We start from the raw sequence: 15,488 nt of genomic DNA on the forward strand, positions 1-15,488 counted from the left end.
AGCCACTTTCGGGACATCAGGTGTCCTGAAAGTGGCTTTCGCGACACCTCCGGGCCTCCGTCACCCACGACGACCGCAAGCCCCGCGGCGAAGGGGACTTTCCGCTCATGCGATGCGGGGAAAGTCCCCTTCGCCGCGGTCGTCACCGTCGAGCGCCGGTCCGTGAAGGCCTCCTTGAGGGACCCAGAGTCCCTCAAGGAGGCCTTCACGGACTTGACATCCGACAGGACACCATCGCCCTGCCCCTCAAGAGAACGACGCGAAACAGTCAAGATCCGTCGCTGGTCCTAGCCGTCTATCCGGTACTCCTCGCCGTCCTTCCGCCGGTCCTTCTCGTACGGGTCGAGGAAGTTCGGATCTTCGGGCTTCCGCGGTTCGAGGCCTCGCCGGTCGGTGCCCTGGGCCTCCTTGCCCGGGTCTTCCCGTTCCGTGGTCTCGGGATTGGGGTCGATCTTGCCCCGGTTCCTGGCGATCCCCTCGTCCTTCCAGTCCTTGAGGAGTTCCTGGAGGATCGCCTTCTTTTCGGCGTCGGTGTTCGCGTAGGCCTCGGCGGCCTTCATCACCTGTTCGCCCGCCAGCAGGAACCGCGCGCAGGCGGTCCTCATGAACTGTTCGAGGGCGTCGCGGATCTCCAGCGTCGTGTCGTCCCCCGTGCACGTCGCCCAGTCACGGCCGGAGAGGTGCCGGTCGGCCGCGTCCGCCGTCATGAGCGTCCGCAGTTGCCCCGAATAGGACTCGGCCGCGTCGAAACAGGCTTTCGCGATGTCCATGACGAACTTGAGATCGACCTCGAACCTCCGTTTGTCGGGCCTGCCCGTCGCGGAGTTCGCGGTGAGGTCGTAGAGCTCCAGGTTGAAGCTGTGCACCTCGGCGATCGCCCGCTGCAACCGGGTCACGTCCGCGGTGAAGTCCTCTTCGAGGGTGTCCAGCGCGACATGCTGCTCGTGGAGCGAGGTGTCCAGCCCCTGCAAGATCTCCTGGAGACTCATGGCGTTGCGTGTCTCGGTCATCTCCTGGGCGATGCCGCCGAGGTAGCCGAGCAGACCGAGCGCGGTGCCGATCGGCGACATGACCTTGCCGACCTCTTTCGAAAGGCTCGTCACCACCCCGAGGGTCGATCGCACGCGGTCGAGGGTGTCCATCTTGTCGCCCAGCTCGAAGGTCTTGACGGTGATCTTCTCGTCGAGTTTCGGGGTGGCCCAGTTCAGGCAGCGGATGATGTTGCGGCGGGTGGCCTCGATCGTCGTGGCACGGGTGGAGTACAGGGTCGCCAGGCTGGCGAGCACGAGGGACTGGTTCTGCAGGGTCGGCGCCACGGAGGCGAAGAACCCGGCTTTGAAGGTCGCGGCGGCCAGCCCGGTCCATCCGGTGAACCACAGCTGTTCCTCGCCGGTCCGGCCCGCCAGATACTGGACGTTGTCGACGACCTCGCGTTTCCCGAGCAGGGCGGTCACGTTCTCTTTCGTGTCCTTGAAGCCCAGGTTGCCCGCGATCTTGAGGTAGGTGTCGTGGGCGGCCTCGAGCTTCGCGAGGTCGGGCCCCTCCAGTTGCGGGACGAACTTGGCCACTTCCTGCCGCCGGTTCCAGGCCAGCCGCTCGATCTGCGCCAGGTTCCGTTCGACATGGCACTCGATGTCGTTTCCGGTCTGCGGGTTGTGACCGTCGCAGTGGACGTCCTTGTAGTGGCCGTTCATACCGTCTTCGACCCACGTGAGGTATCCGCAGAAGTCCTCGGAGCCCGACAGGTGTCCGTACGCCTCGGGAGGCCACTGCCAGGCCCAGGACTCCGCCGAGCACGGAACGGTGGGCGAAAGGTGCGTCATGGCGTCGACGGCGTCTTCCATCCAGCGCTTGGTGAGCGCCTTGTGGAAGTCGTTCAATGCTTCTTCCAGCATCCGCTTGTACTCGCTGAGGCTGAGGTACTTGCCGGCCATGGAGGCCCCCGCTTCCCACTCCCTGTGACAAAGTCAGGGGAAGTGTAACGGCATCGCCGGGTTCGCGCGCCCGAAAAGCGAAAGGCCCGGACATCCCCATGTCCGGGCCTTTCGTCCATCCCCCTGCCCCCTTGGGCGGACGCCGCGTCCCCTGCGCGCGGCGTCCGCCCCGATCAGGATTCGCCCGGCTGCTCCGGAGTCAGGAGCCACGCGGCGGCGTAGAGCGGGATCGCGAAGCCGGCGGTGAAGAACACGCCCGCCACGAGGGCGATGCGCAGGATCGCGGCGTCGACGCCGAGGTAGGCGGCCCAGCCGCCGGCGACGCCCGCGAGCATCTTGTCGGTCCGGCTGCGGTAGAGCTTCTTGGTGGCCTGAGGGGTGTACACGCTGTTCGTCATGGATCCATGTTCGCCCGGGACCGACCCCCGGCACATCGGGGAACGGCCCTGGGACGACCCTGGAATCCGACCCTGAGAGACCGAAAACCGGATGCCCGGCGAGTGTCTTCGGCGGTATGACTTCTCGGGTGAAACACGACAGCCCCGAATTCGCCGCCATCGCCGAGCAGGGCACGATCCTGCGCTGCCAGGTCGGGTCCGGGCTGCACGGCACCGCCGTGCTGGGCCAGGACGACCGGGACGAGCTCGGCATCTGCGTCGAGCCGCCCAGTCACGTGATCGGCCTGAAGCGGTTCGAGCAGTACATCTTCCGCACGCGGCCCGAAGGTGTCCGGTCCGGTCCCGGCGACCTCGACCTGACCGTCTACTCACTGCGCAAGTGGCTGCGCCTCGCGCTCAACGGGAACCCGACCGTCCTGCTGCCGTTGTTCGTGCCGGAGAGCGAGATCGTCGCGATCGACGAGCTCGGCGCCGAACTGCGCGAGAACGCGCACCGGATCGTCTCGCGCGTCGCGGGCCTGCGGTTCCTCGGCTACTCGCGCGCCCAGCAGGAGCGGATGCTGGGACTGCGGGGCAAGGCGGGCAGGCCGGAGCTGATCGAGAAGTACGGCTTCGACACGAAGTTCGCCATGCACATGGTGCGCCTCGGCGTGCAGGGTGTGGAGCTGCTGGAGACCGGGCGGATCACACTGCCGGTCCCCGAGCCGTGGCTGGGCTGGCTCCGCGATCTGAGGCAGGGCAAGAAGTCTCGCGAGGAAGCACTGGAAGCGGCCGAGTCTCTCGAGCGCCGTCTCGACGAACTGGTGCGCGGGGCGTCGCCGCTGCCGGAGGAGCCGGACACCGGCTGGGTCGACGCTTGGCTCGTGCAGGCCTACCTCAGGGCGTGGAAGATGCCTTGATGACGATCAAGGCGAAAGCGCTCACGTTCGGAGTCGCGGTGCTGACCGTGCTGGGAATCGGCACGGCCAGTGCCGCGCCCGAAGATCAGGGCGCGCGGAGCAGGCTAGACGTCGTCCAGGCGCGCGGCGAGATCCGCGTGTGCTCGACGGGGGACTATCGCCCGTTCACCCATCGCGACGCCGACGGAGCGTGGAGCGGGATCGACATCGATCTCGCCGGCGACCTGGCCCGGCGGCTTGGCGCCCGGCTCCAGGTGGTCCAGACCACCTGGAAGGAGATCGCCGACGACGTCGGGCGGAAATGCGACCTCGCCATGGGTGGTGTGTCGGTGACCCTGGACCGGGCGAAGAAGGGTTTCTACACCGGCCCTTACCTTCGTGACGGCAAGACGCCGATCACGTTGTGCGAGAATGAAAATCGGTTCCGGACCCTGGAGCAGATCGATCAGCCAGGCGTCCGGGCGATCGTGAATCCGGGTGGTACCAACGAACAGTTCGCGGACGCCAACCTCAAGCGGGCGAGGATCGTGCGGCATCCGGACAACACCACGATCTTCGCCGAGATCATGGCGGGCCGTGCCGACCTGATGATCACCGACGCGACCGAAACCCGTTGGCAGGCAAAGCAAAACCCGCACCTGTGCGCGGTGCATCCCGACGAGCCGTTCACCTTTTCGGAGAAGGCGTACCTGCTGCCGCGCGACGTCGTGTTCAAGGAATGGACCGATCAGTGGTTGCACCTCGCGCTGAACGACGGTACTTACGCGCGCATCGCGAAGCCGTGGCTCGGCTGAAATCGGTTTGAACCACTTTCGTTATCCGGCCGTATTCCTGGATGTGGGTGAGGAGGAACCAGACCGGAGGAACACGGATGATGAACAGCGCCGGGAAACACCGCAAGCGGGCGACGATCGGCATCGCGTCCGTCCTCGGGGTGGCCGCGATCGCCGCGGCGATGTTCGCGGTCAGCACTCCGGACGGGCAGGCCGCGGAAAGCTGCCAGGGGCTCGACACCGCCCTTCGGAACAACCTCAACTTCATCGCTGGCCAGCAAGCGAAGCCGGACGCTCTTTCCGAAGCGCGGATCGGGAACCGGCAGGCCGTCGTCGACCTCATCCAGCAGCGCCGCCAGACCGCGGGCTGCACCGAAGACGTGCGGGCGGACGGCGGGAAGCAGGAGCGGAACCAGGCCGCCGACGAGGCGGAGAGAGCCGCCGAAAAGGACGCCGGGATGGACGACGCCATGGCGGGCGAGGACGAGGCGGCGATGCGGGAGGACGCGGCGGCCGGGCAGAAGGACGCCGCCGGGGGCGGCGAGGTCGTCTGCCAGGGCTCCACCGTGACGCTGTCCGGAGAGGGCGGCGCGCCGGCCGCGTCGAGTGGCGAGTTTCCCGAGGGCACCAAGCTGAAGGTGACGAACCTGGACAACGACAAGTCCACGACCGTCGAGGTCACCGGCACTTCCGGCAGTTGCGCGCTGCTGAACAACGCGGCCTTCGAACAGGTCCGCGAACCGGGGAAGTTCCTGATCCGCCGGGCCACCATCGAGCGGGTCGGCTGAGGCACCCGCATCGGATCGGGGAAGGCGCGGACAGATCCGGTGCGGCGGCGGCACGAGTCCTCCCGGTCCCCCTCGGCCGGGAGGACTCGTGGTCGTTTGTATCTCGCTTGTACGCCCTTTCGGGACGCTTTCTCGCGAAACGCCGAGAAAGGACAAACCGATGAGACTCAGACGAGTGGTCACCGCGGCCGCCACCGCCTTGCTGGGCATGGCCGGACTCGCGATCACCGCGACGTCGGCCGAAGCCGCCGTCGGGCCCCGTCCCAACTTCCAGCTGCCCTTCCCCTGCAACCAGGTGTGGAACGGCGATAACGACAACTCCAGCGCGCACAAGGCGTACGAAATCGACTTCAACCGCGGCAGCTCCGCAGGGGCGGACCTGGGCGACACCGTCGTCGCGGCGGCCGCGGGCAAGGTCGTCATCTCGGCCCACCAGGGGTCGGACAACGGGTTCGGCAACCTGGTGAAGATCGACCACGGTGGGGGATGGTCGACCTACTACGCGCATCTGAAGGTCCGCTCGGTCGGGCTCAACGCGCAGGTCGCGCAGGGGCAGAAGATCGGCGAGGTCGGCAACACCTCCAAGCCGGGCAACAACATCAGCCCGCACCTGCACTACGAGGTCCGCACCAACGACTCCTCGTGGCCGAGCAACATCAAGCCCGCGTACTTCAACGGCGTGAAGTTCGGCTACCCCAACGCCAACGTGACCTCCAAGAACACCTGCAGCGGCAACGGGAACCCCAACCCGTACGACGCCGTCGAGGTGTGCGGCGACGGCTACAAGGTGATCGACTCGCAGGCGCTCGGCAGCGCCGCGACCACGTACCTGCTGTACAACAGCACGAACAAGAACAACTGCGTCACCACCATCAAGGCCACCTCGGTCGGCACGGCCAGCGCGGTTTCGGCCTTCCTCGAAGTGGAAGGCGCGGCCAGGAAGTCCGACTCCGGCAGCTTCGAGTACTACGCGGGTCCGGTGAGCGCGGCCGCCGGCGCGAAGTGCGTCAGGTGGGGCGGCTCGGCGGGCTCGTCCAGCTACGAATCCCCGCTGGAACACTGCGGCTGATCCTGTCCCCCGCGCGTGTCATGAGGGGTCCCCTTAGGACAAAAAGTGTCCTAAGGGGACCCCTCATGACATCCGGAGGTGGGCGCGGACGCGGGTGAAGCGAGACTCCCAAGCCGCCCGGACGTCCGGAGCGGCGGCGTGAGCGGTGAACAGGTCGGGTGCGGGAGCCTGAAGCGGCACCGGCAGGCGTCCGTCCACAGGGGACAGTGAGTCGGAGCAGACGTCCCCCGTCAGCAAGGACATCGTGCCCAGTCCGCAGGCGAAGTCCAAAGTGGGCAGTGCGCCCGCGAGCGCCAGTCCGGCGGCGAGCCCGACGCTCGTCTCGACGGCGGAGGACACCACACACGGCAGGCCGCAGGCTTCGGCGACCTCCAGCGCGCGCCGGACCCCTCCCAGCGGCGCGACCTTTAGCACGGCGATGTCGGCCGCTCCGGCCACGGCCACCTTGAGCGGGTCCTCGGCCCGGCGGATCGATTCGTCCGCGGCGATCCGGACGCCGACCCGGCGCCGGACGTCGGCCAGTTCTTCGATCGACGGGCACGGCTGCTCGGCGTATTCGAGCCCGCCCGCCGCGCGGTCCAGTTCGCCGATGGCCTTGACCGCGGTGTCGACGTCCCAGGCCATGTTCGCGTCGACGCGGACCGCGCCGCCGGGGCCCAGCGCCGCCCGCACCGCCTCCACCCGCGCGCAGTCCTCGGCGAGGCTCACCCGGGGGTCGGCGACCTTGACCTTCGCCGTACGGCAGCCCGACGCGGACACGAGTTCGTACGCCTTCTCCGGGGACACCACCGGGACGGTCGCGTTCACCTCGACGCTCTCCCGCACCGGCGACGGCCACCCGCGTTCGCTCGCCTCCAGCGCGGACGCGAGCCACGGCGCGCTTTCGGCGTCCGAGTAGTCGGAGAACGGGCAGAATTCGCCCCAGCCGGCTTCGCCGCGCACCAGCAGTCCTTCACGGACCGTGATGCCGCGGAAGCGCGTGCGCAAGGGGATCGAGTAGACGTCCATCGGCACCGATCATGCCACCGGTGGAATCACGTGCCGTTTCCTCTGATTCCGGACAGAATGAGCGGCGTGGCGCTCGACTTTCGCGTGCTGGGACCCACCGAGGTCACGGCGGACGGGTTGCCGGTGCCCTTGGGCGGCAGCAGGCCGCTCATCGTGCTGGCGGGCTTGTTGCTGCGCGCGAACAAGGTCGTGTCGGTCGAGGAGCTGGGCCGCTGGCTGTGGCCGGACGACCAGCGGCGGTCCAAAGGCGCCCTGCAGACCTACATCCTGCGGGTCCGCCGGGCGCTCGGCGACGAGGTCGCCCTCCGTACCGAACGCGGCGGCTACCTGCTCGAACTCGACGAGAGCCTGCTCGACCTGGCCCGTTTCCGCGCGCTCGCCGCGGCGGGAGCGCAGGCCGCGGGGGACGGCGACCCGCGTCAGGCGGCCGATCGGTTCGCCGCCGCGCTGTCCGAATGGCGAGGTCCGGCGCTGCAGAACGTCCACTCCGAAGCGCTGCTTCGGGACGAAGCCGATCAGCTGAGCGAAGAGCGACTACGCGTCCGCGAGCAGTGGGCGGACGCGCTCATCGCCCTCGGCGACCACGCCACCGTCATCCCCCAGCTGACCAGGCTGTGCCGGGAGAACCCGCTGCGGGAGCGCCTGCACGAGCAGCTCATGCTCGCGCTCTACCGCTCCGGCAGACAGGCCGAGGCGTTGGCCGTCTACCGCCGGATCGGCGCTGTGCTGGCCGAGGAACTGGGCCTGGACCCGGGCGCGTCGCTCCAGCGGGCGCACCAGGCGATCCTGACCGGCGAAGAGTCCGTCGAGACCACATTGGACTCCGAGCTGACGCGGTACCGGCTCGGCACCGAACCGCTGATCCCGCGTCAGCTTCCCGCGGACCTCCGGGTGTTCTCCGGCCGTCAGCGCGATCTCAAGGCACTGCACGGACTCGTCCCGGAAGCGCTGGACACCGAACGGTCGACGTCCATCGCGTCGATCGAGGGCATGGGCGGCATCGGCAAGACGACCCTCGCCGTCCATTTCGCGCACGAGGTCGGCGAACGCTTCCCCGGCGGGCAGGTGTACCTCAACCTGCGCGGATACGGTCCGGGAGAGCCCGTCGAAACCGCGACCGCGCTCGAGACCATGCTCGTTTCCGTCGGCGTCCCCGCCGATCGGATCCCCGCCGACGTCGACGGGCGCGCGGCCACCTGGCGCAGTCACAGCGCCGGCCGCCGGATGCTGATCCTGCTCGACAACGCCGCGAGCACCGAGCAGATCCGGCCGCTGCTGCCCGGCCCGGGTTGCCTGGTGCTGGTGACCAGCCGCTGGCAGTTGCAGGCGCTCGTGGCGACCCACGGCGCGCGGCGGGTGGCGCTGGAGGAACTGCCGGAAGAGGACGCGATCGCGCTCGTCGCTTCGACGATCGGGCTGGACAGGGTCACCGAGGATCCCGAGGCCACCGAACGGTTCGTCCGGTACTGCGGCGGGCTGCCGCTGGCCATCCGGATCCTCGCGGTGCGGGCGGCGCAGTTCCCGGATCTCCCGCTGCGGGAGTTCGTCCGGTTGCTGGAAGCCGAACAGGACAGGCTGGATTCGTTCGACCTCGCCGACGGCGACGAGACGAACATCCGGGCCGTCTTCTCGTACTCGTACCGGGCGCTCGACGAACGGGCCGCGCGGATGCTGCGGCTGCTCGGCCTGCCCACCGGTGGCGACTTCAGCGTGCCCGCCGCCGCGGCGGTGGCGGGGGTCGACATCGCCGAAGCACACGCGGACCTGGCGAAGCTGGCCTCCGCGCACCTGATCGCGCGGTCCAGACCAGGCCGGTACCAGTTCCACGACCTCATCCGCGCGTACGCGGCCGAGCTTTCGGCGAAGGTCGACGGGCCCGAGGCACGGTCGGGAGTGCTGGACAGGCTGCTCCACGCGTCGCTGGCCTCCGCGCTGAACGCGTCGAGGCTCCTGCGTTCGGACCGGCACTACCGGCTCGTCGAGCCCGAGCGGTTCGACGGCGCGGGGCTGAAGTTCGGGCACTACGAACAGGCGCTGGACTGGTTCGACGAGGAGGCGGGGAACCTCATCGCCGCGGTGAACATCGCCTACCGGGAGCAGCGGCACCGGGAGTGCTGGCAGCTGGCGTGGCTGCTCCAGTCGTACTTCATCGTGCGGGCCCGGCTGGAGGATTGGCGTTCGGTGTTCGGCGTGGCGCTCCGCGCGGCCCGCGACCTGGGAGACCGCTCGGGCGAGGCCGCCATCCTCAGCGGGCTCGGCGTGGCCTGCGGCGTCGCCCGCCAGTACGAGGACAGCATCGTCTACCTCAAGCAGGTCGTCGAACTGCAACGACAGGTCGGGGACCGGCAAGGGGAGGCACGGGCGCTCTACAACCTCACGCTGGCCAGCCAGGATCCCGACACCGGATGGGAATACGGGACGCGCGCGTTGCGGCTCATCCGGGAGTCCAACGTCGGCGCGGGCATGGAGGCCAGCGCGCTGCAGGCTCTCGGTGACATCTGTACCCAGGCCGGCCGCTTCGAGCAGGCGCTGGACTTCGCCGACCAGGCCTTGGCGCTGGAGGCGCACGCGCTCCCCGACGAAGCCCGCTTCACCTTGCACACCAAGGGGACCGCGCTGGTCGGGCTCGGCCGCCACGACGAGGGCATCGCCTGTATGAAGCGCGCCGTCGAGATGTTCTTCGCCCACGGCGAGCTCTACGAGGCGGCCGACGTGCTGGCCCAGCTCGGCGGAATCCATCTGCGGTTCGGCGATCCCTCGTCGGCGCGGGACTGCTGGCTGCGTTCGGTGCGGGTGCTGACCGAGCTCGCGCATCCGGACGCCGAGGATGTCCGCACGAAGCTCGCGTCGCTCGTCGGCGAAACGGTCAAGCCGATCAGGCTTGAGTGAGGCACGGGCGCCCGGCGTGCCGACCCCCAGTCGCAGCACGCGAGTACGCCCGTGACCTCGCGCGCTACTTAACAGGACACCGCTCACTGTGCGCTGACTGTGCAGCTCGCGCGGTTCACGCCAGGAGTTTCGCGAGGGCGATCGCGTTCTTCGGGGCCTCTACTTCGACGTCGTTGTCGAAGTAGACGTACGTGTCGCGACGCCAGCCTTCGATCTTGCGAGCCCACTGCTTGAGTGCCTTTTCGCCGTAGCCGCTGACGTACAGCTCCTCGGCGCCGTGCAGGCGGACGTACGCGAAGTCCTCGCTCGTCATCTCGTCGACGAACGGGAACTTCCCGGCGGTGTCGGCGACCACGAGCGCGATGCCGTGCTTCCGGAACAGTTCGAGGCTTTCGGGTTCGGCGAAGCTCGGATGCCGGACTTCGACGGCGTGCCGGAGCTTCCGGCGAGGCTTCGCGTCGGTGTGCGGTTCGGCCTTCAGCTTGTCGTCGTGCCCACCCGCGAGCTTGGCGGCGGCGTGACTGGTGCGCGGGAGGAGCTCGAAGAACGCCTCGACGCGCTCTGCGTCGAACGCCAGCCGCGGCGGCAGCTGCCAAAGGATCGGCCCCAGTTTCCGGCCGAGCGCCAGCACCCCGGAGGCGAAGAAGTTCGCCAGCGGCGTCTCGACGTCGCGCAGTCGCTTCTGATGCGTGATGAAGCGGCCGCCCTTGACGGCGAAGACGAAGTCATCCGGTGTCTCTTCGGCCCACGCCCGGTACCGCTCGGGCCGTTGCAGGGAGTAGAACGAGCCGTTGAGCTCGACCGAGTTCATCCGGCCCGCCAGGTATTCCAGCTCGCGCCGCTGCACCAGCCCGCGGGGATAGAAGTCCCCGCGCCAGGACGGGTAGCGCCAGCCCGAAGTGCCTATTCTCAGCTCCGCGACGTCGATCACCGCCTTCCGATGCCCTGATTCCCCCTCTCCTTCCGGCGCAAACGCCCGCTCACGCCCACGAGAACCGCCACCGGCGGGTCTGGACCAGGCTGGCGGCGAACTCGCGCAGGTTGCCTGGCTGACCGGCGAACTCGGGCAGGCAGAACGAGCGGTGCTCGGCGGCGACGGTGAGCGCCCGGCCCTGGGTGCGCGGCGGCGCGGCCACCGACAACTCCATCGAGTCGAAGCCCAAAACTGTGAGCGTGGCACCGAAGCGGTCTTCCCAGCTGCGCAGGACGGCGGACAGCTCGTGGACCTGGTCGGTCGCCTTGATCATGCCCGTCCAGCCGAGGATCGCCGGGATGTCGGCTGGCCGCTCCGTTTGCACCAGCGCGAGCCGGTGCTGTCCGCGCGCGGCCAGGATCGACCCGGTGTTGCCCGCCTCGGCCAGCGGATCCGCGCGGCGCGCCGGACGACGCGCGAGGCCGGGGAACTTCGCGCCGAACGGGCGCAGGCAGGCGCCGTCGCAGCACGACGTGTCCCACCAGCGGGCCAGCACCTCGCCCGGGTCCACCGAGGCGATCCGGTGATCGGCGGGGGCGAGCCTGCCACGGTCGTCGATCCAGTCCTCGCCGTTGGCCGCGAACCGCTGGTCGTGCGGGATGAGCACCGGCCACAGCCCGGACCGGTCGAACTCGGCGACACAGCCGGTGTAGCGCTCCGGCCTGGCCAAAGGCAGGTCGGAAACCCAGATCCGGCCGTGCCAGCGGCCGGGAGGCAAGGTCTGGACGGGCGGCGTACCCGGGCGGAACGGTGCGATCGTCATCGGCTTCCCCTCGAACTGGTGTTCGGTCAACTCTACCCGAACACTAGTTCGAAGCACCGACAGTTTTCGATACCCCGTTTGCGGGATCTCGCGACCGTCGCCCCACTCGCCTCTGGTGTCACAACGACCCCAGTGGCACCGTCCACAGTGGACGCTCAGTGGCGTCTTGGAAGTCCGTGAAGGCCTCCTTCCCTACTTTCAGGGTAGGGAAGGAGGCCTTCACTACTTTCCCGAGACGGGCTTCATTCCTTGAACCGACGGAGGCCTTCATAGACCGGTGCTCCGCGAGGTGAAGGGGACTTTCCTCTCATCGCACGAGCGGTGAAGTCCCCTTCGCGGCAGGCCTTGCGGTTTCTCGGGGTGGCGGAGGTGCCGAAGCGTCGCGAAAGCCACTTTCGCAACCTTCAACGTTGCGAAAGTGGCTTTCGCGGCATGATCGCCGGGTGTCGCACGGGCCAGGTCGGTCGTGAGTGGCGATTCGGGTTATTGAGGGTAAGGCGAAGTGACGTGTTCACCGGCTCGTCCACCTACCGGTGTCGGCGTCGCGGATCGGCGCCGGCACGCGAAAGTGCCGCGCGGTGGGTCACATCGGGCGCAGCAGGTCGTCCGCGTCCACGATCCGGTACGCGTAGCCCTGTTCGGCCAGGAACCGCTGCCGGTGCGCCGCGTACTCCGTGTCGACGGTGTCCCGCGAGACGACCGAGTAGAAGTGCGCCTGCCGTCCGTCGCCCTTGGGCCGCAACAGCCGTCCGAGCCGCTGAGCCTCCTCCTGCCGCGAGCCGAACGTCCCGGAGATCTGGATCGCGACCGAGGCCTCCGGCAGGTCGATCGAGAAGTTGGCGACCTTCGAAACGACGAGCGTCCTGATCTCGCCGCGCCGGAACGCGTCGAACAGTTCCTCGCGTTCCTTGTTCCGCGTCGCGCCCTGGATCACCGGCGCGTCCAGTTCGTCGCCGATCATCTCCAGCTGGTCGAGGTAGGCCCCGATGACCAGGGTCGGCTCGCCGGGATGCCGGTCCACCAGCGATTTGATCACCTTGGTCTTGGTGTCCGCGGTCGCCGCGAGTTTGTACCGCTCCTCGGCCTCGGCCGTCGCGTACGCGAGCCTCTCCGCGTCGGTCAGCGTCACCCGGACCTCGGTGCATTCCGCCGGCGCGATCCAGCCCTGCGCCTCGATGTCCCGCCACGGGACGTCGTACCGCTTCGGGCCGATCAGGGAGAACACGTCACCCTCGCGCCCGTCCTCGCGCACGAGGGTCGCCGTCAGCCCCAGCCGCCGCCGCGATTGCAGGTCCGCGGTCATCCGGAACACCGGCGCTGGCAGCAGGTGGACCTCGTCGTAGACGACCAGGCCCCAGTCCCGCGAGTCGAACAGGTCCAGGTGTTTGTACTCGCCCTTGGTCTTGCGCGTGACCACCTGGTACGTCGCGATGGTGACCGGCCGGATCTCCTTCTTCTCCCCGGAGTACTCGCCGATCTCCTCTTCGGTGAGCGAGGTCCGCGCGATCAGCTCGCGTTTCCACTGCCGTCCGGCGACCGTGTTGGTCACCAGGATCAGCGTCGTCGCCTTCGCGTGCGCCATGGCCGCCGCGCCGACGAGGGTCTTGCCCGCGCCACAGGGCAGCACGACGACGCCGGACCCGCCCGCCCAGAACGCCTCCGCGGCCTTGCGCTGGTAGTCGCGCAGCTCCCAGTCGTCCTCGGCGAGGTCGATCGGGTGTGCCTCGCCGTCGACGTAACCGGCGAGGTCTTCAGCGGGCCAGCCGACCTTCAGCAGCGCCTGCTTGAGCCGTCCGCGTTCGGACGGATGCACGATGACGGTGTCCTCGTCGATCCGCGCGCCCAGCATCGGGCTGATCTTCTTGTGCCGGAGGATCTCCTCCAGCACCGCGCGGTCGATGGTCGACATGACCAGGCCGTGCGCCGGGTGGTTGGCGATCTGGAGCCGGCCGAACCGGCCCATCGTGTCCACGATGTCGATGAGCAGCGGCTGGGGCACGGGGAACCGCGAGTACGTCGTCAGCGCGTCGACGACCTGTTCGGCGTCGTGGCCGGCCGCGCGGGCGTTCCACAACGCCAGCGGCGTGATCCGGTAGGTGTGGACGTGCTCGGGCGCGCGTTCCAGCTCGGCGAACGGCGCGATGGCGATCCGCGCGTCGTCGGCCTGGCTGTTGTCGACCTCGAGCAGGACGGTCTTGTCGGACTGGACGATCAGCGGGCCATCGGTCACATCCTCCTTTATACGTTCCGGCCACACCGGCTCCCGTCGCGGCACCGCTGGTGGAAGGATGTGCGGAAGGTGACTGGAGGGGACCTTGACGACTACACCGACCGGCGGGATGCCCGAGTACGACCCGTTCAACGCGCCCGCGCCGCTGCCCGCGATGGCGGACACCGGGATGCCGACGCCGTTCCCGAAGCCGCCGCGGATCAGCGTGCTGGCCAAGGTGTCCATCGTCTTCGGCGTCATCGCCGCGCTGGGCCTGGGGAGCCTGGTCGCCTGGGGGATCTCGCAGTCCGGCAAGTTCGCCAGGGTCGAGGTGGGCAAGTGCCTGTACCTGACCGACGAGGCGGGTGGCGGCCAGAGCTACACGACCACCAGCTGCTCGTCGAACCGGGCGACCTTCCGCATCGACGAGGTGCGCACCGGCTCGTCGGAATGCCGCGATTCGGACTACGTCCAGTTCGAGCTGTACGGGAGTTCGTCCAGCAAGAGGGCCGAGAAGACGCTCTGCCTCGCGCTGAACGTCGAGACCGGGGACTGTCTGCGCGACGTCGTGCATGAGACGCGGATCGCGAAGGTCCGCTGCACCGACATCAGCGCGGAGGCCCGGGCCGTGGTGACGCGGGGATCGTCGGAGAGCGCCTGTTCGTCGGACGACACCGCGCTGCACTACACGGGGCCGCCCGAGCGCACCGTGTGTCTCAGGCCGACCGGCGAAAACATCTAAGAGCGCGGCACCATCGCTTGGACGTCCAGCCGGGCGCCGAGCATGCCGGAGTTGTGCATCAGGTCGGCGACCCGCTGCAGCCGGATGCCGTTGAGGGACACCGGGTAACTCCCGAGCGAGATCAGTGACGCCGTGGTCCGGTCGATGTCGGAGAACGACGGCAGCGCGTCGCGGACGGTGGCCGGGTCGGCGGCCCGCACCTGCGCTTCGCCGAGCACTTCCCGGAAGACCGCGAGCGTGCGGGCGTTGCCCTGGGCGAAGCCCCCGGTCGAAACGTAGGACGACATCGGGAAGTCCAGCGTCGCGCCGCGGGCACCGTCGGCGAGGATGCTCGCCCCGAGTTCCTTCTCGGCCCTGGTGATGTACGGCTCGACCATCCACGCGGCGTCGACCTCGCCCGCTTGGAGCGCCTGCGGCATCCGGTCGAACGGGTGCTGCTTGAACTGGATCCGGTTCACGTCGACGCCTGCGGTGCCGAGGACCGACCTGGCCGCGAGCACACCGACGTCGTCGAGCATGTTCACCGCGATCTTCGGCGATTTCTTGAGCGTCGGCTCGGTGTATTCGGAGCCGGGGAGTGTGACGAGCGCCATGGTGTTGCGGCCGGCGGTGTAGGCCTCGCCCTGCAACTGCAGCGCCGTCCCGGCCGCGGCGGCGCGGAAGATGGAGACGTCGCTGGCGAACGCCAAGTCGATCTCGCCCGCGGAAAGCTTGCCGATCGCCTGGTCGGCGGGGACGTCGACGAGGGTGACGGAAAGGCCGGCGGCGGTGAACTTCCCCGCGGCGACGGCGACCCTCAAGGGCGCCGTGTCGATGGGGCTTCCGACACCGATGCGCAGTTCCGTCCGTTCGAGTGGCGCGTCGGTGCTTGCGTCACCACGGGAAAACACTCCGCAACCGGTCGTCGCCAGCAGAGCCGCTACCAGCGGAATCGCCAAGACGCGCATCTTCGTCACCGCTCACCTACCGAGAGAATGTGCTCCTCCTTCTGGATCGTATGGTCCGGGCCCCATACGATCGCGTGCGGGAGACGCCGGATTGCG

13 protein-coding genes are annotated in these 15,488 nt (G+C 68.6%); 6 read left to right on the forward strand and 7 right to left on the reverse strand.

Features of this window, described 5'->3' with window-relative positions:
* Positions 1-287: 287 nt before the first annotated feature.
* Both CFP71_RS37540 and CFP71_RS37545 read right to left on the reverse strand, forming a co-directional pair.
* The gene (locus CFP71_RS37540) at positions 288-1,934 is read right to left on the reverse strand and encodes a hypothetical protein (protein ID WP_093938660.1); all 1,647 of its coding nucleotides are present in this window, start codon (positions 1,932-1,934) and stop codon (positions 288-290) included.
* 173 nt (positions 1,935-2,107) lie between these two features.
* On the reverse strand, positions 2,108-2,332 hold the full coding sequence (locus CFP71_RS37545; protein WP_007033414.1) for a PspC domain-containing protein: 225 nt from the start codon (positions 2,330-2,332) through the stop codon (positions 2,108-2,110).
* 128 nt (positions 2,333-2,460) lie between these two features.
* On the opposite strand from CFP71_RS37545, the gene CFP71_RS37550 reads away from it, so the two are divergent.
* The 4 genes from CFP71_RS37550 (at position 2,461) to CFP71_RS37565 (ending at position 5,861) form a co-directional block, all read left to right on the forward strand.
* On the forward strand, positions 2,461-3,231 hold the full coding sequence (locus CFP71_RS37550) for a nucleotidyltransferase domain-containing protein (RefSeq protein WP_093938691.1): 771 nt from the start codon (positions 2,461-2,463) through the stop codon (positions 3,229-3,231).
* On the forward strand, positions 3,231-4,025 hold the full coding sequence (locus CFP71_RS37555; protein WP_093938661.1) for a transporter substrate-binding domain-containing protein: 795 nt from the start codon (positions 3,231-3,233) through the stop codon (positions 4,023-4,025). Before CFP71_RS37550 ends, CFP71_RS37555 begins: the two co-directional genes overlap by 1 nt.
* A 77-nt stretch (positions 4,026-4,102) precedes the next feature.
* A complete protein-coding gene (locus CFP71_RS37560; RefSeq protein ID WP_093938662.1) occupies positions 4,103-4,792 on the forward strand; it encodes an RlpA-like double-psi beta-barrel domain-containing protein in 690 nt (229 codons plus the stop codon).
* Between the two features lie 160 nt (positions 4,793-4,952).
* Positions 4,953-5,861, forward strand: coding sequence for a M23 family metallopeptidase (locus tag CFP71_RS37565; protein ID WP_244199981.1), 909 nt, complete (start codon positions 4,953-4,955; stop codon positions 5,859-5,861).
* Between the two features lie 63 nt (positions 5,862-5,924).
* Here CFP71_RS37565 and CFP71_RS37570 read toward each other — a convergent pair whose 3' ends face one another.
* The gene (locus tag CFP71_RS37570) at positions 5,925-6,869 is read right to left on the reverse strand and encodes an o-succinylbenzoate synthase (RefSeq protein ID WP_093938692.1); all 945 of its coding nucleotides are present in this window, start codon (positions 6,867-6,869) and stop codon (positions 5,925-5,927) included.
* Positions 6,870-6,935: 66 nt separating this feature from the next.
* Here CFP71_RS37570 and CFP71_RS37575 point away from each other — a divergent pair, with 66 nt between their 5' ends.
* Entirely contained in the window at positions 6,936-9,758 is a 2,823-nt protein-coding gene (locus CFP71_RS37575; RefSeq protein WP_482746725.1) for an AfsR/SARP family transcriptional regulator, read from the forward strand.
* Between the two features lie 115 nt (positions 9,759-9,873).
* Here the strand turns inward: CFP71_RS37575 and CFP71_RS37580 are convergent, their stop codons facing one another.
* The 3 genes from CFP71_RS37580 to CFP71_RS37590 all read right to left on the reverse strand — a co-directional run bounded on the left by CFP71_RS37580 (position 9,874) and on the right by CFP71_RS37590 (position 13,724).
* The gene (locus CFP71_RS37580) at positions 9,874-10,689 is read right to left on the reverse strand and encodes a DUF72 domain-containing protein (RefSeq protein ID WP_093938665.1); all 816 of its coding nucleotides are present in this window, start codon (positions 10,687-10,689) and stop codon (positions 9,874-9,876) included.
* Between the two features lie 49 nt (positions 10,690-10,738).
* Positions 10,739-11,494 (reverse strand): DUF4253 domain-containing protein, encoded by a 756-nt coding sequence (locus CFP71_RS37585; RefSeq protein WP_093938693.1) that lies wholly within the window; start codon positions 11,492-11,494, stop codon positions 10,739-10,741.
* A 583-nt stretch (positions 11,495-12,077) separates the two neighbouring features.
* A complete protein-coding gene (locus CFP71_RS37590) occupies positions 12,078-13,724 on the reverse strand; it encodes a DNA repair helicase XPB (protein ID WP_093938666.1) in 1,647 nt (548 codons plus the stop codon).
* 85 nt (positions 13,725-13,809) lie between these two features.
* Here CFP71_RS37590 and CFP71_RS37595 point away from each other — a divergent pair, with 85 nt between their 5' ends.
* The gene (locus CFP71_RS37595) at positions 13,810-14,445 is read left to right on the forward strand and encodes an LppU/SCO3897 family protein (RefSeq protein WP_093938667.1); all 636 of its coding nucleotides are present in this window, start codon (positions 13,810-13,812) and stop codon (positions 14,443-14,445) included.
* Here the strand turns inward: CFP71_RS37595 and CFP71_RS37600 are convergent.
* Positions 14,442-15,401 (reverse strand): ABC transporter substrate-binding protein, encoded by a 960-nt coding sequence (locus tag CFP71_RS37600; RefSeq protein ID WP_093938668.1) that lies wholly within the window; start codon positions 15,399-15,401, stop codon positions 14,442-14,444. The two genes, CFP71_RS37595 and CFP71_RS37600, sit on opposite strands and share 4 nt — an antisense overlap.
* Between the last annotated feature and the right edge of the window lie 87 nt (positions 15,402-15,488).

This window comes from Amycolatopsis thailandensis (assembly GCF_002234405.1).
In the GTDB taxonomy this organism is placed as follows: Bacteria; Actinomycetota; Actinomycetes; order Mycobacteriales; family Pseudonocardiaceae; genus Amycolatopsis; species Amycolatopsis thailandensis.